The 20,393-nt window shown below is 64.9% G+C and carries 24 protein-coding genes; 11 read left to right on the plus strand and 13 right to left on the minus strand.

Features of this window, described 5'->3' with window-relative positions:
* Positions 1-19 precede the first annotated feature (19 nt).
* Positions 20-670, plus strand: a complete 651-nt coding sequence (locus ASPHE3_RS13085; protein WP_013601683.1) for a DUF1003 domain-containing protein — start codon at positions 20-22, stop codon at positions 668-670.
* The gene (locus ASPHE3_RS13090) at positions 670-1,812 is read left to right on the plus strand and encodes an Mrp/NBP35 family ATP-binding protein (RefSeq protein WP_013601684.1); all 1,143 of its coding nucleotides are present in this window, start codon (positions 670-672) and stop codon (positions 1,810-1,812) included. The genes ASPHE3_RS13085 and ASPHE3_RS13090 overlap by 1 nt, the downstream gene beginning before the upstream one ends.
* Before the next feature lie 42 nt (positions 1,813-1,854).
* Here the strand turns inward: ASPHE3_RS13090 and ASPHE3_RS13095 are convergent, their stop codons facing one another.
* The 3 genes from ASPHE3_RS13095 to sigE all read right to left on the minus strand — a co-directional run bounded on the left by ASPHE3_RS13095 (position 1,855) and on the right by sigE (position 3,811).
* Positions 1,855-2,259 carry a Sec-independent protein translocase family protein gene (locus ASPHE3_RS13095; RefSeq protein WP_013601685.1) on the minus strand — a complete coding sequence of 135 codons (405 nt, stop codon included), beginning with the start codon at positions 2,257-2,259 and terminating at the stop codon, positions 1,855-1,857.
* 69 nt (positions 2,260-2,328) lie between these two features.
* Complete coding sequence (locus tag ASPHE3_RS13100) at positions 2,329-3,108, minus strand: hypothetical protein (RefSeq protein WP_013601686.1); 780 nt, start codon at positions 3,106-3,108, stop codon at positions 2,329-2,331.
* Positions 3,109-3,196: 88 nt separating this feature from the next.
* Positions 3,197-3,811 carry an RNA polymerase sigma factor SigE gene (gene sigE, locus ASPHE3_RS13105; RefSeq protein ID WP_013601687.1) on the minus strand — a complete coding sequence of 205 codons (615 nt, stop codon included), beginning with the start codon at positions 3,809-3,811 and terminating at the stop codon, positions 3,197-3,199.
* A gap of 226 nt (positions 3,812-4,037) precedes the next feature.
* On the opposite strand from sigE, the gene ASPHE3_RS13110 reads away from it, so the two are divergent.
* Positions 4,038-4,670: an O-methyltransferase gene (locus ASPHE3_RS13110; RefSeq protein WP_013601688.1), complete on the plus strand. Its 633-nt coding sequence runs from the start codon at positions 4,038-4,040 to the stop codon at positions 4,668-4,670.
* 56 nt (positions 4,671-4,726) lie between these two features.
* On the opposite strand, the gene ASPHE3_RS21550 is transcribed toward ASPHE3_RS13110, so the two are convergent.
* The 4 genes from ASPHE3_RS21550 to ASPHE3_RS13125 all read right to left on the minus strand — a co-directional run bounded on the left by ASPHE3_RS21550 (position 4,727) and on the right by ASPHE3_RS13125 (position 7,613).
* Positions 4,727-4,894: a DUF3117 domain-containing protein gene (locus tag ASPHE3_RS21550; protein ID WP_009357720.1), complete on the minus strand. Its 168-nt coding sequence runs from the start codon at positions 4,892-4,894 to the stop codon at positions 4,727-4,729.
* A 232-nt stretch (positions 4,895-5,126) separates the two neighbouring features.
* The gene (locus tag ASPHE3_RS13115; protein WP_041652941.1) at positions 5,127-6,353 is read right to left on the minus strand and encodes a hypothetical protein; all 1,227 of its coding nucleotides are present in this window, start codon (positions 6,351-6,353) and stop codon (positions 5,127-5,129) included.
* Between the two features lie 26 nt (positions 6,354-6,379).
* Complete coding sequence (locus ASPHE3_RS13120) at positions 6,380-6,760, minus strand: DivIVA domain-containing protein (protein ID WP_013601691.1); 381 nt, start codon at positions 6,758-6,760, stop codon at positions 6,380-6,382.
* Between the two features lie 70 nt (positions 6,761-6,830).
* Complete coding sequence (locus ASPHE3_RS13125) at positions 6,831-7,613, minus strand: LOG family protein (RefSeq protein ID WP_013601692.1); 783 nt, start codon at positions 7,611-7,613, stop codon at positions 6,831-6,833.
* A 104-nt stretch (positions 7,614-7,717) separates the two neighbouring features.
* On the opposite strand from ASPHE3_RS13125, the gene ASPHE3_RS13130 reads away from it, so the two are divergent.
* The 4 genes from ASPHE3_RS13130 to ASPHE3_RS13145 all read left to right on the plus strand — a co-directional run bounded on the left by ASPHE3_RS13130 (position 7,718) and on the right by ASPHE3_RS13145 (position 11,006).
* A complete protein-coding gene (locus ASPHE3_RS13130; RefSeq protein WP_041652187.1) occupies positions 7,718-8,473 on the plus strand; it encodes an amino acid ABC transporter ATP-binding protein in 756 nt (251 codons plus the stop codon).
* A gap of 70 nt (positions 8,474-8,543) precedes the next feature.
* The gene (locus ASPHE3_RS13135; protein WP_013601694.1) at positions 8,544-9,434 is read left to right on the plus strand and encodes a glutamate ABC transporter substrate-binding protein; all 891 of its coding nucleotides are present in this window, start codon (positions 8,544-8,546) and stop codon (positions 9,432-9,434) included.
* 85 nt (positions 9,435-9,519) lie between these two features.
* Complete coding sequence (locus ASPHE3_RS13140) at positions 9,520-10,170, plus strand: amino acid ABC transporter permease (RefSeq protein WP_013601695.1); 651 nt, start codon at positions 9,520-9,522, stop codon at positions 10,168-10,170.
* Positions 10,167-11,006, plus strand: coding sequence for an amino acid ABC transporter permease (locus tag ASPHE3_RS13145; RefSeq protein WP_013601696.1), 840 nt, complete (start codon positions 10,167-10,169; stop codon positions 11,004-11,006). Before ASPHE3_RS13140 ends, ASPHE3_RS13145 begins: the two co-directional genes overlap by 4 nt.
* Positions 11,007-11,088: 82 nt before the next feature.
* Here ASPHE3_RS13145 and dapE read toward each other — a convergent pair whose 3' ends face one another.
* Complete coding sequence (gene dapE, locus ASPHE3_RS13150) at positions 11,089-12,225, minus strand: succinyl-diaminopimelate desuccinylase (protein ID WP_013601697.1); 1,137 nt, start codon at positions 12,223-12,225, stop codon at positions 11,089-11,091.
* Between the two features lie 50 nt (positions 12,226-12,275).
* Between dapE and dapD the strand changes: the two genes are divergently transcribed.
* The gene (gene dapD / locus ASPHE3_RS13155; protein ID WP_013601698.1) at positions 12,276-13,298 is read left to right on the plus strand and encodes a 2,3,4,5-tetrahydropyridine-2,6-dicarboxylate N-succinyltransferase; all 1,023 of its coding nucleotides are present in this window, start codon (positions 12,276-12,278) and stop codon (positions 13,296-13,298) included.
* A 7-nt stretch (positions 13,299-13,305) separates the two neighbouring features.
* Positions 13,306-14,163 carry a hypothetical protein gene (locus tag ASPHE3_RS13160; protein ID WP_013601699.1) on the plus strand — a complete coding sequence of 286 codons (858 nt, stop codon included), beginning with the start codon at positions 13,306-13,308 and terminating at the stop codon, positions 14,161-14,163.
* Between the two features lie 44 nt (positions 14,164-14,207).
* On the opposite strand, the gene ASPHE3_RS13165 is transcribed toward ASPHE3_RS13160, so the two are convergent.
* Together ASPHE3_RS13165 and ASPHE3_RS13170 are read right to left on the minus strand one after the other, a co-directional pair.
* Positions 14,208-14,819, minus strand: coding sequence for a hypothetical protein (locus ASPHE3_RS13165; RefSeq protein WP_013601700.1), 612 nt, complete (start codon positions 14,817-14,819; stop codon positions 14,208-14,210).
* A gap of 98 nt (positions 14,820-14,917) precedes the next feature.
* Positions 14,918-15,523 carry a TetR/AcrR family transcriptional regulator gene (locus tag ASPHE3_RS13170; RefSeq protein WP_013601701.1) on the minus strand — a complete coding sequence of 202 codons (606 nt, stop codon included), beginning with the start codon at positions 15,521-15,523 and terminating at the stop codon, positions 14,918-14,920.
* 129 nt (positions 15,524-15,652) lie between these two features.
* Between ASPHE3_RS13170 and galE the strand changes: the two genes are divergently transcribed.
* Positions 15,653-16,666, plus strand: a complete 1,014-nt coding sequence (gene galE, locus ASPHE3_RS13175) for a UDP-glucose 4-epimerase GalE (RefSeq protein ID WP_013601702.1) — start codon at positions 15,653-15,655, stop codon at positions 16,664-16,666.
* 73 nt (positions 16,667-16,739) lie between these two features.
* On the opposite strand, the gene ASPHE3_RS13180 is transcribed toward galE, so the two are convergent.
* The 3 genes from ASPHE3_RS13180 to fdxA all read right to left on the minus strand — a co-directional run bounded on the left by ASPHE3_RS13180 (position 16,740) and on the right by fdxA (position 19,760).
* Positions 16,740-18,026 carry a citrate synthase gene (locus ASPHE3_RS13180; protein ID WP_013601703.1) on the minus strand — a complete coding sequence of 429 codons (1,287 nt, stop codon included), beginning with the start codon at positions 18,024-18,026 and terminating at the stop codon, positions 16,740-16,742.
* 245 nt (positions 18,027-18,271) lie between these two features.
* Complete coding sequence (gene dapC / locus ASPHE3_RS13185; protein ID WP_013601704.1) at positions 18,272-19,420, minus strand: succinyldiaminopimelate transaminase; 1,149 nt, start codon at positions 19,418-19,420, stop codon at positions 18,272-18,274.
* Positions 19,421-19,433: 13 nt separating this feature from the next.
* A complete protein-coding gene (gene fdxA, locus ASPHE3_RS13190) occupies positions 19,434-19,760 on the minus strand; it encodes a ferredoxin (protein WP_013601705.1) in 327 nt (108 codons plus the stop codon).
* A 136-nt stretch (positions 19,761-19,896) separates the two neighbouring features.
* On the opposite strand from fdxA, the gene ASPHE3_RS13195 reads away from it, so the two are divergent.
* Positions 19,897-20,136 (plus strand): putative acetyltransferase, encoded by a 240-nt coding sequence (locus tag ASPHE3_RS13195; protein ID WP_013601706.1) that lies wholly within the window; start codon positions 19,897-19,899, stop codon positions 20,134-20,136.
* The last annotated feature ends 257 nt before the right edge of the window (positions 20,137-20,393 follow it).

Genomic DNA, 20,393 nt, shown 5'->3' on the forward strand with positions numbered 1-20,393 from the left:
GAAGAACCCCAACCAGCGGATGCCCGCCAAGGCAGCGGCGAAAGGCAGCCTGGACACGCCCCTGAGCGGGCGCCAACGGATCCTGCCCAAGCTCTCCCCCGATCCGGACGCCTTCGGCCATGCCACCGAGGGCTTCGCCCGCTTCATGGGCACCCCGCAGTTCCTGGTCTATATGACGGTCTTCGTGGTCGTCTGGCTGGCCTGGAACACGTGGGCGCCGCTGGCCTGGCAGTTCGACTCCCGCGACCTCGGGTTCACCCTCCTCACCCTGATGCTGTCACTCCAGGCCTCCTACGCCGCACCGCTGTTGCTGCTGGCCCAGAACCGGCAGGACGACCGTGACCGGGTCTCGCTCCAGCAGGACCGCCAGCGGGCCGAGCGCAATCTCTCGGACACCGAGTACCTGACGCGCGAACTCGCGTCCCTGCGGATTGCGCTGCGCGAAGTTGCCACGCGTGACTACGTCCGTGCCGAGCTTCGTTCGCTGCTTGAGGACATGCTGGAAGCCCAGGAGGAGCTCCGCGCCCACGAACCGGACGGGCCGGGCCAGCACGAGTCCCCGCGCGACAAGGTGAGGGAAAAGCTCAAGGAACAGCGTGAGCGGCAGCGTAACCCCCGCACCCAGCAGATTCCCCGGGTCAAGCCCGGCCATTCAACCCAGGACCGTTAATGAGTGAACCCACCGCCAACCCTGCGTTGGCCGAGGCAGTCACCGCTGCCCTGGCCACCGTCATTGACCCCGAACTCCGCCGGCCCATCACCGAATTGGGCATGGTGGATTCGCTCAGCGTTTCCGGGGACGGCAAGGTCAGCCTGGTTGTCCTGCTGACCATTGCCGGCTGCCCCTTGCGGGACACCATTACCGGCGATGCCACCAGGGCGCTGCTGGCAGTTCCTGGCGTGGCCGGAGTCGATGTTCAGCTGAAGGTGATGAGCCAGGAACAGCGCGATGCGCTCAAGGAGATGCTCCGCGGCGCCGGGGGCAAACGCGGCATTCCGTTCAACGAGCCGGACTCCCTGACCAGGGTATATGCGGTGGCCAGCGGCAAGGGCGGCGTGGGAAAGTCTTCGGTGACCGTGAACCTTGCCTGCGCACTTGCCGCACAGGGGCTGCGGGTGGGGATTGTGGACGCTGACGTCTACGGCTTCTCGGTGCCTGCGCTGATGGGCATCACGCAGGCGCCCACCCGCGTGGATGACATGATCCTGCCGCCGGTTGCGTACGGCGTGAAGGTCATCTCCATCGGCATGTTCGTCAGTGGCAACCAGCCGGTGGCCTGGCGCGGGCCCATGCTGCACCGCGCCCTGGAGCAGTTCCTCACGGACGTCTACTTCGGCGACCTGGACGCGTTGTTCCTGGACCTGCCGCCGGGCACCGGGGACATCGCCATTTCCGTGGCCCAGCTGCTGCCCAAGGCGGAGATCCTGGTGGTCACCACGCCGCAGGCAGCCGCCGCCGATGTCGCCGAGCGGGCAGGAGCGATAGCCACCCAGACGGGACAGAAAGTGGCAGGCGTCATCGAGAACATGTCCTACCTGGAAATGCCCGACGGCGGCAGGATGGAATTGTTCGGCAGCGGCGGCGGTGCGGTACTCGCCGAGAGGCTCAGTGCCACAGTAGGTTCTGACGTGCCGCTGCTGGGGCAGATTCCCCTCGATATCCAGCTGCGCGAGGGCGGGGACACCGGCATGCCCATAGTTTTGGGCCAGTCAGGCACGCCCGCAGCTGCGGCGCTGTCCGGCATTGCCGGCAGGCTGGCGGCAAAACCACGCGGGCTGGCCGGGATGAAACTGGGGCTGCAGCCCCGCTAGGCACCATCGCCGGCTGAAGACCTGCTGCAGATGCCGGAGAGGCTAGGTGGCCTCTGTGTCGAAGGGCGCCGCTTCGCCCGGCGGCAGTGACTGGAGAACCCGCTCCGGCCGTTTCGGCGCCGTATCCGCCACGGCTGCAGCTCCGGAGACCGCGGCCACGGCAGCCGGCGCACCGGCGCTGACGGGCTTGGTGTCGTCGTCCAGGAGTGCCTCTTTGATGATGCGCCGCGGGTCATACTGGCGGGGATCGTACTTCTTCCAGTCGACATCGTCGATGTCGATGCCCACTTCTTCCTTGATCTGCTCGCGGGCACCGGACGCCATGCGCCGGACTTCCTTCACCAGGTTCGCCAGCTTCTGGGTGTATTCGGGCAGCCTCTGGGGGCCGATCACCAGAACACCAATGATCAGCAGAAGAAAGAACTCCGGGCCGTTGATTCCAAACACTTTAGGAAGATTACCCTCTCCGGGCTGTGAGTGACGATTCCCGCCCGGAGGCCGGTGAGACTGCCTGTTCTAGGGGGTCAAAAACGCCACGATCCGGTTGGCCCCGCGCTGCAGGCGGCTGCCGATTGATTCTCCGGCCGCTTCCCGGGAGGAAGGAGGGATTCCGGCCGCCACGCCTTCCTCGGCCCGGGCCGCCAGGTGGTACAGGATGGGCACGGCATCATCGGCCTGCTCAGCAGGCAGGTCGGATTCATAGGTGAAGGAGTGGCCGGGAGCCAGGTATGTCGCGGACCATGGCGAGGACCGCTGAACCTGCAGCGCACCGCTTCCGCCGGCAGCGACCTGGCCGGCACCATCCTGCTCCGGAACACGCTGTTCGGTCACCGTTGCGTAATGGTTGCCGTCCGTGAACCTGAGTTCAACCGCCGGCCTGCCGGCGAGCATGGTGGCCTTTGCCGACTCCAGGCGGAAACCCATGGCTTCGAGTCCCGGACAGGCCCAGCCCTCGCTGCGCAAGCGGTCGAGCTGCTCTCCGTCCAGTGCCCTGCCATCGGCAGGCGTTTGGGAAGAGACCTGGGAGAGCGCGGCCGGACTCCCGGTCCCGGGCAGGGGGTCGCCCGCTGCTGCAAAGGCACCCGCGGCCAGCACGCCGGCTGCTGCCACGCTGCCCCCGGCCGTCATGGCGAGGACCCGCGCAACCCTCCCGGGCGCGGGCTGACGGTGGGGAGCACTCGGCTGTTGTGCCGCCAGTTCCTGGGTCCTGGCCAGCAGCCGGGCAGTCAGGTCATCGCTGGCAGGAGGAACAGGGGCATCCCGGAGCCGTTCCAGGTACTGGCGTTCCCGCCGCACGGCAGCAGAACATTCATGGCAGGACTGAAGATGGCTGCTGGTGCGCTGATGCCTGCGTCCGAATGGAAACGGGGACCTCATGCGCCGATCAAAGGATGCCGGCGATGCGCGGCATGGACAGTTTGCGGCGGGACTGCTGCGGCCGGGGGTCACGGTGGGCAAGCTTCTCCCGCAGCATGGTCCGTCCGCGGTGGATCCGTGACCGGACGGTACCCAGCTTCACGCCGAGCGCCTCAGCAACCTCGTCATAGGACAGGCCTTCAAGATCGCACAGGACAACCGCGGCGCGGAAGTCCGGCGGAAGTTCCTCCAGCGCTGCCTGGACGTCAACGTCCAGGTTGTTCAGTTCGAAGCTCTGCTCCGGCCCCGGTTCCCGTCCCGGCAGCCGCGACTCGGCGTCCTCAGCCAGGGCATCGAACCTGATCCGGGTCTTCCGCCGCGCCTGGTCCAGGAAAAGGTTCGTGGTGATCCGGTGCAGCCAGCCGTCCAGCGTGCCGGGCTTGAAGTTCTCCAGCGAGCGGAAGACGCGGACAAATACCTCCTGGGTGAGGTCTTCGGCGTCGAACTTGTTTCCGGTCAGGCGGTAGGCCAGCCGGTAGACCTTCGCGGAGTGGTTGGTGACCACTTCTTCCCAGGTGGGACGGACCCACTCGGCTTCAGGATGGTTTGTTGCAGGGACAGGTGCCACAACTGATGATGACATCGTCCACTCCCCTCGTGGAATACTAACGCCCGGATACTGTTGACATCTCTGATTCGGCGCCGGTCACCTTACGGATGAGCGGATAATAATCATTTCAAACTTGTCTGGGAATTTCCTGACTGCGCCAAAGTTCAGCCGTAGGCGCAACTGCCTGCCTCCGCTGCTGTTGCCACCGGACACAGTAGGCTTTAGGGGACATCCCCCTGCCGCCCAGAAAGCGAAAACCATGAGCGCCGACAAGTCCACCAGCTGGTCCTATGCAGAAGATCTGCCCGCTGAGGATGAAGTCATGCTTCGCGCCCGTGAGCGCTCCTTCGAACTTGGCGTAACCCCTATCGGACCGGGGGTTGGAGCGGTCCTCACTGTGCTGGCCGCATCATCGAAGGCACAGACCGCCGTCGAGATCGGCACCGGCGCCGGAGTCTCCGGAGTGTGCCTGCTGCGTGGACTTGGTCCCCAGTCAGTCCTGACCACCATTGACGTGGATGTTGAACACCTCCGCGCCGCACGCGAGGCTTTTTCGGAGGCCGGCAGCCCCGCCAACCGCACCCGGACGATCTCCGGCCGGGCAGGCGACGTCCTGCCGCGGCTCACCGACCGCGCCTACGACCTGGTGTTCATCGACGCGGACAAGCCCGGACTTCCGGGATACGTGGAACAGGCAATCCGCCTTCTTAAACCCGCGGGGCTGCTGGTCATCAACGACGCACTGGACAAGGACAAGGTCGCCAACCCGGCAGGCCGTGAAGCCACCACCGTGATCCTGCGCCAGGTGGGCAAGGCGATCCGCGACGACGAGAGGCTGGCCTCGGCCATGCTTCCCACGGGCGATGGCCTGCTGGTAGCCGTCAAGAAGTAGGCCCCAAGAAACAGGCGGGGCCCACAGCTGTTGGCTGCGGGCCCCGTTCGGCACGATTATTCGGTAACGCCGACCAGGCATTCCTTGAGGTTTGCTGCCTCGGCAGCGTTCAGCTCGACCACCAGGCGCCCGCCGCCTTCGAGCGGGACGCGCATGATCAGGCTGCGGCCCTCCTTGGTGACTTCCATTGGGCCGTCGCCGGTGCGTGGTTTCATAGCCGCCATGAGGAATTCCCCTCCATTTTGTCCCAGGACTGATCAGCCCGGGCGGGCTGTGTCCGCATCGATCAAGCCGCTATGGCGGGGTGGGTTGGACACCGCCAAGGCTGAGCGTATTCTGAATGCTTTTTGTCCTTGCTTACTTACTATTATCAGGGAATTACCCGTACGTAGCTAATCGATGGACATTTGCGGTGTGGTGCTATTTACGGCCTGACCTGCGCTGAAGTCCAGAAACCTAGGGGGGATAATCACCGCCGCCGGGCAGCTGCGCCCAGGCCCACAGCCACACGATCCATACGATCTGCAGCAGCAGGAACATCACCACCACCGCCCACCGGTAGGCCCGGGAGCGCGACACCAAAACCGCCCCCAGTGCCAGGGGAAACAGTGGCAGCAGCATCCGGAACGTGCTGGTCTGGGGGTGCAGGAACACCACGAGGTAGCCCATGTAGCAGGCGCACCAGAGGCGGAGTTCTGCGCCGAGCTGCCTGACAGGCGCCAGGAAGAGCGCGGCACCGAACGCGGCCACGAAAACAAACGGCGCCAGCAGGCCCAGCACCGGGCCAAAGAGCTCGACGCCGGTGTCGAACCAGGGCTTGAACGGCACCAGGTCCTGGCCCCGCCACACGGTCTCCGTCTTGGTGTACGCCTGGATGTCGCCGGTGGCCGCCCATGCCGCTGCCGGCCAGGCAAGGGCCATGGCTCCCCCGACGGCGGTCAGCGCAGTGAGTCCCGCGAGGTCACCCTTCCCGTGCTGTTGCCTTCCAACGGCTTTCCTGCCTGCGAACCGGTCACGGAGACGACTTAAGAGGATGAGACCAAGCATGGCGGCGAACGGGACGCCCACAGGACGGGAAAGGCACAGGAGCACCACCACCGGTATGGCCCACAGGTACTGCCTGCGCACCACCAGCAGCAATGCAGCGGCGAGCAGCAGCAGGGACAGGGATTCGGCGTACGGCACCTGGAGGATGGCCGATACCGGGAAGGTGGCGAAGAAGGCGACTCCCCACAGCGCCGGCCCGTGCGGGACCTTCTGCCGGAACAGGAGGTAGACCAGGAGCGCGGCTCCCCAGCCGGCAAGCATGGCAATCAAGGTGAGGGCGGCGGCAGGCGGCAGGCCGGTCACTCCGCTGAGCCCTCCCGCCAGGGCCGGAAACAAGGGGTAGAACGCCCAGGCGTTCTCCTGCACGTTTCCGGCAGCATCGGTGGGCAGGACGGAGGGATAACCGCTGGTTATGATCCTGCCGTACCAGCGGGCGTCCCAGATGTTGATGAAGTTCCAGTAGTCAGGCTTTGCCGGGAACCACGGATTGGGGCCCTGGTGGAGGGCGGCGGCCATGAAAATGAAAGCACTGACCAGTCTTGCCGCGAAGTACAGGGCTGTTACCTGCACCCACCATGGCCAGGCGCGGGCGGCATCCCGGGCCCGCACGGCCCATTCCCGCACGGGCGGCACCAGGACGGACCGCCGGCGCGCCGTTGTGCTCACAGCTCGTCCTTGCCGGCCGCAGTACTCGCCCCACGACCGCCCTGAACCGGGGTTTGAGCCGCGGCCAAGGCCGCCCGAAGTTCGTCGATTTCCCTTTGTTTGGCGGCCAGCTGGTCCCGCAGGTCATCAAGGACCTGGTCCACCTGGTCCATCCGGTAGCCCCGCAGGCCCAGCGAGAAGCGCACGCGGTCCACATCCTCCGGCGCGGCCCTGGCGGGCAGCAGGACGGGGGGAAGGTTGGCGGGCGGCTGCTCGAAACCGCCGTCGAGCAGCCGCGGCAAAGCCCGGGCATCCGTCTGCCTCGCACGCCATCCGAGGCCGGCCCAAAACACTGCCCCGACCAGCACCACAGCCAGGAAAACCAGAAAGAAGCTCACGGTTCCATCGTGCCAGACCCTACGGGCAGGCCAGGCGTGCGGGGGCCGTGGTGGGGACCAGGCACCCCTGCTACTCGGGCCGCTGCTCTCCATTAAGGGACGGGGTAATGGCAACGTGGAGGACCCGGTCCACGGCCTCCGCAGGATCGTCCACCAGCTGGATCAGGTCCAGGTCTTTCTCGGAGACCATGCCCTCGGCCACCAGCGTTCCCCGGATCCAGTCGATCATCGGCCCCCAGAAGTCGACGCCGAGGAGCACGATGGGGAACGAGGTCACCTTTCGCGTCTGCACCAGCACCATGGCTTCGAACAGTTCGTCGAGCGTGCCAAGGCCGCCAGGAAGGACGATGAAGCCCTGCGCGTACTTGACGAACATGGTCTTGCGCGCAAAGAAGTACCGGAAGTTGATGCCCAGGTCCACCCACTGGTTCAGACCCTGTTCAAACGGCAGTTCGATGCCCAGGCCAACGGACACCCCGTTGCCTTCAACGGTGCCGCGGTTGGCTGCCTCCATGGAGCCGGGACCGCCGCCGGTGATGACGGCGACGCCGGCCTCAGCCAGTTTCCGCCCCACCTCCACGCCCATTTCGTAGTAGGGGCTGCCGGGCTTGGTGCGGGCCGAACCGAAGACGCTTACGGCTTTGCCGATGTCCGCCAGGGCGCCGAAACCTTCCACGAACTCGCTCTGGATCCGCAGGACACGCCATGGATCGGTGTGGACGAACTGTCCCGGGCCCTTGGTGTCGAGCAGATGCTGGTCAGACATTTCCACTGCCGCCTGTTTGCGGCGGAGTTCAAGGGGCCCCTTACGGCGCGGCTGGGAATTTCTGGCCGGATCTGCGTTGATGCTCATTCCCCAAGGCTAACCTCCCGCAGGAGGTATCTCTTGAATCACGATCCGCAGGAAGTTGGGGTGATTCGCATCATAACCAGCTGTTGTTCGCTAGATTCTTTCTTATGACTACTCATGTGCCCGGAGATTCCCTTGTCTCCCTGAACGGCGTAAATAAGCATTACGGCCAACTGCATGTTTTGAAGGACATCAACCTGCAGGTCCGCAAGGGCGAGGTTGTTGTGGTCATCGGACCCTCTGGTTCCGGTAAGTCCACCCTCTGCCGCGCCATCAACCGCCTGGAGACCATCGAGGGCGGAACAATCAGCATCGACGGGAAGGTGCTCCCGGAAGAAGGCAAGGAACTCGCCCAGCTCCGTGCCGATGTCGGAATGGTCTTCCAGTCCTTCAACCTCTTCGCGCACAAGACCATCCTGGAAAACGTGACCCTTGGCCCCATCAAGGTCAAGGGCGTTGCGAAGGCCACCGCGGAAAAGGACGCCATGGCCCTGCTGGAGCGCGTCGGTGTGGGCCACCAGGCCCCCAAACTCCCGGCGCAGCTCTCGGGCGGACAGCAGCAGCGCGTGGCCATTGCACGGGCTTTGGCGATGAAGCCGAAGGTCATGCTGTTTGATGAGCCCACATCCGCACTGGACCCCGAAATGATCAATGAGGTCCTGGACGTGATGATCCAGCTGGCCAAGGAAGGCATGACCATGATTGTGGTCACGCACGAAATGGGCTTCGCCCGCAAGGCCGCCGACCGGGTCGTTTTCATGGCTGACGGCCAGATTGTCGAAGATGCCACCCCGGAGGAGTTCTTTACCAACCCGAAGAGCGACCGGGCCAAGGATTTCCTTTCCAAGCTCCTCACCCACTGATTCACCCTCGAACAAACACTCCCAGTTCGCATCCAGGCCGTGACCCACGGCCATCAATGAAAGGAATGTCATGAAGGCATTTATGACCCGGCGGAAGTCATTCTTCGTGGCGGCTACAGCTGCCCTCGCCCTGTCCCTGAGCGCCTGCGGTGGCGACGCCGGCACCGGCGGCGGCAGCGACCCGACCGTTGCGGAGAAGCCCACCTTCGCTGCCGGCACCACCATGGAGAAGCTCTCCTCGGCCGGCTCCATCAAGATCGGCACCAAGTTCGACCAGCCCTTGTTCGGCCAGGTGGGCCTGGACGGTAAGCCTGTCGGCTTCGACGTCGAGATCGGCAAGCTCATTGCTGCTGAACTGGGCATTCCTGCTGACAAGATCGAATGGTCCGAGACTGTTTCGGCCAACCGCGAGCCCTTCATTGAGCAGGGCAAGGTTGACCTGGTGATCGCCACCTACACCATCAATGACAAGCGCAAGCAGGTCGTCGATTTCGCCGGTCCTTACTACGAAGCCGGCCAGGCTCTCATGGTGAACAAGGACAACGACACCATCAAGAAGCCTGAGGACGTCAAGGGCAAGAAGGTCTGCTCCGTCACCGGCTCTACTCCTGCTGCCACCATCGTGGACAAGTACGGCGCCGAACTGGTCCCGGCTGCAACCTACTCTGCCTGCCTGGAACCGCTGCGCAACAAGCAGGTTGAGGCAGTAACCACTGACAACGTGATCCTTGCCGGTTTCGTTGACAAGGAACCGGATGCCTTCAAGCTGGCCTCCGACGAGACGTTCACCAAGGAGCCCTACGGCATCGGCCTGAAGAAGGGTGACACGGAGTTCCGCAACTGGATCAACGACCAGCTGGAAAAGTTCGAGGAGAACGGGTCCTACGAAAAGGCCTGGGAAGCGACTGCAGGCTCAGTCATCAAGACTGCACCCAAGCTGCCCGAGATCGACCGTTACTAAGTAACTGCAGTGGTTGCCGGGGCCGCCCAGCGGTCCCGGCAACCACCGTCTCCGATCCCGTCCACGCCCAAAGCCGAAGGATCCTATGGACGTCATCCTTGAAAACCTCCCTCTGTATTGGGAAGGTTTTCTCCGTACCCTTTTCCTGTCCGCCGTTTCCGGCGTCATCGCGCTGGTACTCGGAACCCTGCTCGCGGCCGCAAGGGTCTCCCCGGTGGCAGCGCTCCGCGGCTTCAGCATGGTCTATGTAGAGGTGCTCCGGAACACCCCCCTGACCATCGCGTTCTTCTTCGCGGCCATCGTCCTTCCCCGGCTCGGAGTGAAATTCGAGCAGTTCGAAGTGGCCGCCATCATTGCCCTCAGCACCTACACCGCAGCGTTCATCGCCGAAGCTGTCCGCTCAGGTGTCAACAGCGTCCCAGTGGGCCAGGCCGAGGCCGCCCGGAGCATCGGCATGAACTTCGGGCAGGTCCTGAACCTGATCATCCTGCCGCAGGCCCTCCGGACGGTGGTCCCGCCGCTGATCAACATCCTGATCGCCCTGGTCAAGAATTCTTCTGTGGCCGGCGCCTTCTTCGTCCTCGAACTGTTCGGCTACGGCCGCCAGCTCGCGAATGCCAACGGTGACGCCGTCATCGCCGTGCTGCTGGGCACCGCATTCTTCTATCTGCTCCTCACCGTTCCGCTGGGCATCCTTGCCAGCACGGTGGAACGAAAGGTGGCGATTGCCCGATGAGTTCAGTCCTTTACGACGTCCCCGGCCCCAAGGCACGGCGGATATCCCTGATCGGCTCGATAGTTGGGTCCCTCCTGATCCTGGGCCTGCTGGCCTGGATCATCATGACCCTGGGCCAGCAGGGCATCTTCGAAGGCCGCCGCTGGCAGATCTTCACCCGTGCGGATGTCTGGACGCTCCTGGGCAACGGCCTGGGGGCAACCCTGAGTGCCGCAGCCATCGCAGCCGTCATTGCCTTCCCGCTGGGACTGCTGCTCTGCCTGCTGCGCATCTCTGACGCTGCCTTCATCCGCATTCCCACCCGTGTGGTGCTGGAGTTCCTCCGCGGCATGCCCGTGGTCCTGATGATGCTGTTCGTCCTGCTGGGTTTCGGCACGTCACCCTTTGTTGCCGTAGTCACAGGCCTGGTGCTCTACAACTCAGCAGTGTTCGCAGAGATTATCCGGGCCGGTATCCAGTCGCTGCCCAAGGGGCAGCGGGAAGCCGGGCTGGCGATCGGCCTGACCAGCTTCAAGTCCCGGATGCTGATCGAGCTGCCGCAGGCGATCCGGCGCATGATGCCGTCCCTGGTGGCGCAGATGGTGGTGCTCCTGAAGGACACCTCGCTCGGTTACATCGTGGCGTACGGCGAGCTGCTGCGTGCCGTACAGGTCATGGCCGACTTCCTGGGTACCCAGTTCCTGTTCCCCATCTTCTTCGTGGCGGCCGCGATCTACATTGCCATCAACATCCTCGTTTCAAGGATCGCTGTGTGGATTGAGCGCCGCGGATCCAGGAAGGCTGCCGGCGGTGTGGCCAAGGCTGAACCGGAAAAGGCCAATGCCCCGGTTCCCTAACCCCCTGCAGGTTATGTGATGAAGAGGATGGCCCGGACCTGCTGGTCCGGGCCATCCTCTTTAACATCGGGCTGCCTTAAGTTCAGGCGGCCAGCCACTCCTTGAGCGCCCGCAGGCATTTGCGGATCGCGTCGGCATGGACATGCTCGTTGTCCTTGTGCGCCAACAGGGCGTCACCCGGCCCGAAGTTCACGGCCGGAATCCCCAGCTCACTGAAACGCGCGACGTCGGTCCAGCCGTATTTTGGCTTCGGCTCGGCCCCCACCGCGGCAATGAAGGAAGCGGCGGCGGGGTGGTGAAGCCCGGGCCGGGCACCCGCGGCAGCGTCGGTGCGGACCACGTCAAAGCCTTCCAGGAGTTCCCGCACCACTGCTTCGGCCTGGTCCGGCGTCTTGTCGGGGGCAAAGCGGTAGTTGATCTCCACCACGCACCGGTCCGGGATGACGTTTCCTGCGGTGCCGCCATTGATCCGCACGGCGTTGAGGCTCTCGCGGTAATCTAGCCCGTCCACGTTGATGGTCAGCGGCTCGTAGGCTGCAAGTCTCGCGAGGACCGGGGCAGCAGCATGGATGGCGTTGCTGCCCATCCACGCGCGGGCGGAGTGGGCAGCCTCCCCCACTGTGGTGACCTCAAACCTGCTTGTACCGTTGCAGCCGCCCTCGACTGTACCGTCGGTGGGTTCCAGGAGGATCGCGAAATCGCCGTCAAGCAGGTGGCCATGATTCCGGACCAGGCGCCCCAGGCCGCTCTTCACGGCTTCCACTTCCTCGTGGTCGTAAAAGACAAAGGTGACGTCCCGCTTGGGCGAGGCCCCGCCGTCGAACATTGCGGCGGCAAGTGCCAGCTGCACGGCCACCCCGCCCTTCATGTCGGTGGCCCCCCGGCCGTAGAGGATTCCCTGTCCGGGAACACCGGACTCCCAGGAAGAGGGAACGGTCCCCTTGGCCTCCTCGGCCAGCGGCAGGGGCACCGTATCCAGGTGCCCGGCGAGGATGACCCGCTCAGGACGGCCAAGCTCAGTGCGCGCGATGATCGAATCGCCATCCCGGACCACGTTCAGCTGTGGAATGGCCAGCAACGCCGCCTCCACGGCGTCCGCAAGTTCCGTTTCATTTCCGGACACACTGTTGATGTCCATGATGGCAGCGGTAAGGAGCGCCACGTCCTGGCGGAGGTCGAGTATCTGTGTTGAAGGTTCCGGGGCGGTTTCAGCAGTCACGAAGCCAGTCTAGTTCGGACCCTGTGGCTGCCCGTCGATAGACTGGGGCCATGACTGAGACTGCTTCTTCCGCCGTGCCCGAAACCTCCAACGCAACCACTGACGAACGCTCCGCCTACGGCTTCGGTGTGGGCACCGTTTCCACCGGTGATGCCACAGTCCTGGATGTCTGGTTTCCCGCTCCGGCCCTCGGTGTTGCTGCCGCGAACCTGCGCTCGGTCGAGGATGCTGATGAGTCGCTGACCCGGATCGCCGAAAACGGCGCGGATGAGGACCGCGGCATCGAGCAGAAGGTGGTCTTTGTCCAGATCAACCTCGATGAAGCCCCGGCCGACACGGCGGACGCCTACCTGCGACTGCACCTCCTCTCGCACCGCCTCGCCAAGCCCAACACCATCAATCTGGACGGCATCTTCGGGAAGCTGCCCAACGTCGTCTGGACCAACTTCGGCCCCGCCGCCGTGGAGGGCTTCGAGCTCACCCGCGCCCGGCTGCGCCGCCGCGGCGCCGTGACCGTCTACGGCATCGACAAGTTCCCGCGCATGGTGGACTACGTTGTGCCCACCGGCGTGAGGATCGCCGACGCCGACCGCGTGCGCCTGGGTGCCCACCTTGCCGAGGGCACCACCGTGATGCACGAAGGATTCGTGAACTTCAACGCGGGCACGCTTGGCACCTCCATGGTGGAGGGCCGCATTTCGGCCGGCGTAGTCACCGGGAACGGCAGCGACGTAGGCGGCGGCGCCTCCATCATGGGCACGCTTTCCGGCGGCGGCAAGGAAAAGATCACCATCGGTGAGCGGGTACTGCTGGGCGCCAACTCGGGTGTTGGCATCAGCATCGGCGACGACTCCGTGGTGGAGGCCGGCCTGTACGTCACCGCGGGAACACGCGTCCGTGTCCCCGGACCCAAGGACGAGGTGGGCGAGGACACCGTCAAGATCGTCAAGGCCGCTGAGCTCTCCGGCGTGCCCAACCTGCTGTTCCGCCGCAACTCCACTACGGGGGCCGTGGAGGTACTCCCGCGCGCAGGGCAGACCGTGGAACTGAACGACGCCCTGCACGCCAACTAGCCCTTTCATGGCACGGAGACGCGGCCTGCGCCGCCTCGCTGTACTGGTGCTCACGCTCGCACTGGTGGCCGGCGGGACCTACTCAGCCGTGTTCTTCCTGCAGCGTTCTGAAACCCTTGTTTCGGAACGCTGCAGGGCCGTTATTGATGACCGGACCGCTGAGCTGGCCCCGGACCAGGCCGTCTACGCCTCGCTGATCACTGCAGTGGCAGTTCAGCGCGGGCTCCCGCCGCGGGCCGCCAGCATCGCGCTGGCCACTGCCATGCAGGAGTCCAAGTTGCGGAACATTGACCACGGGGACCAGGCCGGCCCGGATTCCCGGGGATTGTTCCAGCAGCGCCCCTCGCAGGGGTGGGGAACCGAGGCACAGATCATGGACCCGTACTACGCTGCGAATGCCTTTTATGACGCCCTGGTGAAGATCCCGGACTATGAGTCCCTGGACATTACCGATGCGGCCCAGCGGGTGCAGCGCTCGGCCTACCCCACGGCGTACGCACAGCACGAGGAAATGGGCAGGACCTTTGCCTCAGGCCTGTCCGGCCAGACACCCGAGGCGGTCCAGTGCACCCTTCGCTCCGCGGGCACCGGCGGGACCACCGATGCATTGTCTGCCGAGCTTGCCCAGGCTTACGGGCCGCTGGGCCACGCCGTGGAGGGGTCTACCCTGGTGGTCGACGCGGCTGGCAGCGAGGGCTGGTCCGTGGCGCAGTGGGCGGTGGCCAACGCGAAGGGCTTCGAAGTCATGCAGGTTGAGGTCGCGGGCAGGAGCTGGACCCGGGCCTTACGGAACGGCTGGCAGGAGTCATCCGCCCCGGAGGGCCAAGTGCGGATTACCGTGGCCGGGGGCGGGACCGGCAGCTGAGGCTGCCAGCTCCCGGCCGTGCCGTCCGGCCAGGACCTTTGCCGCTATACCAGGATTTCCACTACCGGCTGCACGTAGCTGCGGAAAAGCTCGGGTTCGCCCATCAGCTGGTTGCTCATGATGATCTTGTCCGGCTCCAGGTACCACGCCCGAGGTTCGTTCAGCGGAAGCTCAATGATGGTCAACCTGAAGTCCCGTGAGTCCCGGCCCACTTCCATCAGCCGGTCATCCACCATGTCCTCCAGCAACTGGTCTGCCCCGGTCGCGGCCCGCTCCGCTTCCAGTTCGGCGTATTCGCTCCTGCGCTCCCGGGCCCATGTGAGGGCGCTGCCGAAGTGTGCCTGCAGTACCCGCTGCAGGGCTGGAGAGTTGCCAAAAGCCCCGAAGTCCGGCGGGGACAGCTCGGGCGACGTCTGGGGATAGGCCTTGAGCAGCTGTTCCCACCACGCTTCCCACTCCGTCTTAAGGGCGCTGAGGCCCCCGACGTCGGCCGTCAGGTGCGAGTGGTCCACGCGGCGCACTTTTGGGGCTGCATGTGACAATGCGGGGTGGCCGGCGCCGTCAAGCCCTGCAGTATCGCGGACGTACAGGGCTATCATCATGGGCCCCGAGGTGTCCGTAGTGATTTGCCACCTGGTACCGCTTGTCTGATGCATCCGACGTCCTTCCGTGGCGTGCTCTTACCGCGGCCCCTGCGATCAGCCTGAGCCCCGGCTATCAGTCTATTCCCCCACGTTTCCCACGTTAACGGCAGTCATCCCATACCGTCGAGGTGGCGCTCCAGAACATCAGTACACATCTCCGGAGTCATCCAGGCCGGCTGCAGAAGCGCATGCATGCACAGCCCGTCCAGTGTGGCCAGGAGCCGCTCGGCCTCCACCACCAGGGCCTCCCGTGGTTCGTCCTCCGGCAAGAGCGCGCTGACCACCCTGCCAACAATGACAGCCACCTCGCGGTGGCTGCGGTCTGATTCCGCGGCCAGGAAGGGCCGGACCCTTGCTGCATTCTTGAAAGCCATCCAGGCGCAGGCTTCCATGGCGCGCGTCTCGTCCAAAGGCAGTATCCCGCACAGCAGGGTTAACACGGCGGACCGGTGATCCGCCGTGCCCGGGGCAGCGGCCTCGACTTCCGGCAGGGTGGCCTCAAGGCGGGCGACGATCCGGTTGATGACCGAGGAGAAAGAGTAGGCGAGCAACTCCTCGCTGCCTGCAAAGTAGTGCCGGACAGAGCCGACGGCGAGGCCAGCCTCATCTGCTACCTCCCTGAGGGAGGCCCTTTCCAACCCGTCAACCGCGATGATCCGGAGGACCGCATCCACTACGTCCTGGCGCCGGGCTTCGGCATCTACGATTTTGGGCACCCTCCTATTTAGCACGAATGTGCTTCCCTACCCGGGTGCCGTGCCGGACACCCCGGTGGCCGCCGCTTTTGCTGCCCGGCATCCGGGACGCGGGGGCGGCAGCAGGCGTTCGTGGGATAGCGTTGAGGCATGAAAATTCTGGTCACCGGGGGCACCGGCTACATCGGTTCCCACACTGTTTTGTCCCTGCAGGAAGCCGGCCATGACGTGGTGGTGATCGACAACCTGGTCAACTCCAGTGAGGAGTCCCTCCGGCGGGTTGCCGAACTCAGCGGCAAGACCGCACAGTTCCACAACGTCGACCTCGTGGACGAGGCCGCCGTCGAGCATGTCTTCGCCGACAGCCCCATTGACGCGGTCATCCACTTCGCCGGCCTGAAGGCAGTCGGCGAATCCGTCCGCGAGCCGCTGAAGTACTACTACAACAACCTGGTGGGGACCCTGAACCTCATCCGGGTGATGGACCGCCACAACGTCCGGTCCATCGTCTTCAGCTCCTCAGCCACCGTCTACGGCGAGCACAACCCCATCCCCTACGTCGAAAAAATGGAAATCGGCGCCAACAACCCCTACGGCCGCACCAAGGAACAAATCGAGGACATCCTCTCCGACCTCGGTAACGCCGACCCCCGCTGGCACATCGCCCTACTGCGCTACTTCAACCCCGTCGGTGCCCACCCCTCCGGCCGGATCGGCGAAGACCCCCAGGGCATCCCCAACAACCTGGTCCCCTTCATCGCCCAGGTCGCCGTGGGCCGGCGCGAGAAACTCATGGTCTTCGGCGGCGACTACGACACCCCCGACGGCACCTGCCTGCGCGACTACATCCACGTCGTCGACCTCGCCGAAGGCCACGTGGCCGCACTGAACCACGTGGCGGACCGCACCGGCGTCTTCCGCTGGAACCTCGGCTCCGGCAAAGGCTCCTCCGTCCTGGAAGTCCTCCGCTCCTTCGAAAAAGCCGTGGGCAAGCCCATCCCCTACGAAATCACCGGCCGCCGCGCCGGCGACCTCCCCGCCTTCTGGGCCGACGCCACCTCAGCCCTCGCCGACCTCAGCTGGTCCACCACCAAAACCGTGGACGAAATGTGCGAGGACCACTGGCGCTGGCAGAAGAACAACCCCCAGGGCTACAGCTCCTAGAGACTGGTGATTAACGACGCCGGCCGCCCACCTTTGGAAGGTGGGCGGCCGGCGTCGTACTTCTAAATGCTGGTCAGCGGACGGGGTAGTCCCGCTCCGGCTCGCCGATGTACAGCTGGCGGGGACGGCCGATCTTGGTGTTCGGGTCGCTGATCATCTCGCGCCACTGGGCGATCCAGCCGGGCAGGCGGCCGATGGCGAAGAGCACCGTGAACATCTTCTCGGGGAAGCCCATGGCCTTGTAGATCAGGCCGGTGTAGAAGTCCACGTTCGGGTAGAGCTTGCGCTGGATGAAGTAGTCATCGTTAAGCGCCTTCTCTTCCAGGCGCAGGGCGATGTCCAGCAGTTCGTCGTGGCCGCCGAGCTTGCTGAGGATCTCGTGCGCCGTGGCCTTGACGATCTTGGCGCGCGGATCGTAGTTCTTGTAGACGCGGTGTCCAAAGCCCATGAGGCGGACGCCGTCTTCCTTGTTCTTGACCTTCTCCATGTAGTCCTCGGGCTTGGTGCCGTCAGCCTGGATCTGGCGGAGCATCTTGAGCACAGCCTCGTTGGCGCCGCCGTGGGCGGGGCCGAAGAGGGCGTTGATGCCTGCGGACACGGAGGCGAAGAGGTTCGCGTTGGAGGAGCCCACCAGGCGGACGGTGGAGGTGGAGCAGTTCTGCTCGTGGTCCGCGTGCAGGATCAGCAGCAGGTCCAGCGCCTTCGCGACGACCGGGTCCACTTCGTACTGCTCTGCCGGAAGCCCGAAGCTGAGGCGCAGGAAGTTCTCCACGAGGTTGTGGGAGTTGTCCGGGTACAGCATGGGCTGGCCGATGGACTTCTTGTGCGCGTACGCCGCAATGACCGGGAGCTTGGCCATGAGGCGGATAGTGGAGACTTCCACCTGTTCTGCGTTGAACGGGTCAAGCGAGTCCTGGTAGAAGGTGGACAGCGCGGAAACGGCTGAGGACAGGACAGGCATGGGGTGCGCGTCGCGTGGGAAGCCGCCGAAGAAGCCCTTGAGCTCCTCATGGAGCAGGGTGTGGCGCCGGATCTTCTGGTCGAACTCGTCCAGTTCCGTGGGCGTGGGCAGGTTGCCGTAGATCAGCAGGTAGGACACCTCGAGGAAGCTGGAGTGCTGCGCCAGCTGCTCGATGGGGTATCCGCGGTACCGCAGGATGCCCGCATCGCCATCGATGTAGGTGATAGCCGAGGTGGTGGCTGCGGTGTTCATGAAGCCGGGGTCAAAGGTGACTGCGCCCGTCTGCTTCAGCAGCTTGGAAACGTCGTAGCCTTCGTTCCCTTCAATAACCTGGATGCGCGGGAGCTTCAGCTCGCCTCCCGCGTGGAGCAGGGTCGCTGCGTTGTTGGTCTCAGTCATGGAGTCCCCTTCATGAGGCTTCTGGGCCTCTGTCGAAAGCTTGATCCAACATCAGGTGAGCCGCGCACTGACCCTGAGAACACAGGTTCCAACACCCGGGCTGCCTTCTTGTAGAGGGCCACCATTGATAGTCACTTAAAAAGTACCCGCTCCTTGGCGGGTGTCACTAATCCAAGACGCTGCCGGAGCCCCTAAAATAGGGCACTTGTGGCGCGAGTCACACCATTGTTACAGGGCTGTGTTTGTTACCGCGCCGCGGCCATCCGGGCCACCGCCGCGTCAATGCGCTCGTCCGTACCCGTCAAGGCCACGCGGATGTAGCCGTTGCCGGCCTCACCGTAGAAGACGCCGGGGCCCACCACGATGCCGCGCTCTGCCAGCCGGGCCACTGTGTCCCAGGTGTCCTCCCCCGCGGTGGACCACAGGTACAGTCCGGCGTCGGAATCCTTGATCTCCAGCCCGAAGTCCAGCAGTGCGGGGACCAGTCGGTCCCGACGACTCCGGTAGAGGTCCTTCTGGGCTTCCACGTGGACGTCATCGCCCAAGGCCACCCGCATGGCCTCCTGCACGGGATACGGCACGATCATGCCGGCATGCTTGCGGCTGTTGACCAGGTTGGGCATCAGGTCCGGGTCCCCCGCCACGAACGCTGCCCGGTAGCCTGCCAGGTTGGACTGCTTGCTCAGCGAGTAGACGGCGAGCAAACCCTGGTGGGACCCGCCGGCAACCTTGGGATCCAGGATGCTGGGGACTGCCTGGCCGCCGCGCTGGACGTCCCAGGCGCCCCAGCCAAGCTCCGCGTAGCACTCGTCCGAGGCCACCACGGCACCCAGTTCCCGCGCCTGGACAACCAGGGCACGGAGCGATTCGGCGTCGCGGACGCTTCCGGTCGGGTTTCCCGGGGAGTTCACCCAGATGAGCCGGACGCGTTCCCGCGTGGCGTCGTCGAGTTCGTCGAGATTGTCTGTGGCTACGGAGGTGACGCCGGCGAGGGTGGCGCCGATATCGTACGTGGGGTAGGCCACCTTGGGACGTACGACGACGTCTCCGGGCCTAAGCCCCAGCAGGAGCGGCAGCCACGCCACGAGTTCCTTGGATCCCACCGTGGGCATGACGTTGCGGGGATCGAGGCCGGCAACTCCGCGGCGACGTTCAAACCATCCTGCGATGGCGTCCCGGAGCGCCGGGGTGCCATGGACGGTGGGGTAACCCGGGGCGTCCGCAGCTGCCTTCAGCGCATCCTGGATCAGGGCAGGCGTGGGATCAACGGGGGTGCCGATCGAAAGATTGACCGCTCCGCCCGCATGCTCCGAGGCCTTGGCAAGGTACGGCGCCATGGCTTCCCACGGGTAATCGGGCAGGGCCAGGCCAAAGGTTTTTGCTGCAGCGGTCACAGTATGGCCCGGGTCAGTGGTCTTGGTTCTGCGGGGGCAGTGCTGCGATCATCGGGTGGTCCTTGCCGGTGTTGCCGATCTTCGCCGCGCCGCCCGGTGAACCGAGGTCGTCGAAGAACTCCACGTTGGCCTTGTAGTAGTCGGCCCACTCTTCCGGGGTGTCGTCCTCGTAGTAGATGGCTTCGACCGGGCACACCGGTTCACAGGCACCGCAGTCCACGCACTCGTCCGGATGGATGTACAGCGAACGCTCACCCTCGTAGATGCAGTCGACGGGGCACTCTTCAATACATGCCTTGTCCTTGACATCTACACACGGCTGCGCGATTACGTACGTCACGTCCCTGGCCTCTCCACGTTGGTTCCGGCGACCGCCGGTTCTTGCATCCGGCAACTGCGGCCGGACTCTTGACATCTGAGCCTATTATCTCCCAGCCTGTTCCCGCGAACCTAGCCGGGCGCCCTAGTATGAACTGGTGAGTCAGCCTACACCTGCCCCTGCCGGGTTTCTCTCCGCCGCAGCGCCCGGGACCCGGGTTGTTGTCAGGTACCGGATCGAGGACGGACTGACCGATGCCCTGGGACACTTGGTGAGTTGCGACGCAGGCGCCTGCACCATCCGCACCCGGCAGGCCGACGTCGTGATTCCCCTTACGCAGGTGGTGGCGGCCAAGGAAGTCCCGCCCGCTCCGGAACGGCGCCGGCCGCGCGCCTGAGGCACCGGACTACCCACAGGCCCGCTGCCAAGGCGGCCGTGACGCAGACCTGTACCGCGTGGTGGCGGCCGGCGTGGACGAGCAACGGGTCGACGTCGGGCTGCGCAAGCTTTCGCACAGCAGCCGGGACGGCTAGGTGGGAACGTTTCGGCGCAGTGATAGCGGGGGTCGGTGCGCAGGGGGCGTCCCGGCGAACTGACTGCGGGGGTGGATGTGCTGGGATACAGAAAAAGCCGGTACGACGGCGGGAGTTCCGC

Source organism: Pseudarthrobacter phenanthrenivorans Sphe3 (assembly GCF_000189535.1).
Lineage (GTDB): Bacteria > Actinomycetota > Actinomycetes > Actinomycetales > Micrococcaceae > Arthrobacter > Arthrobacter phenanthrenivorans.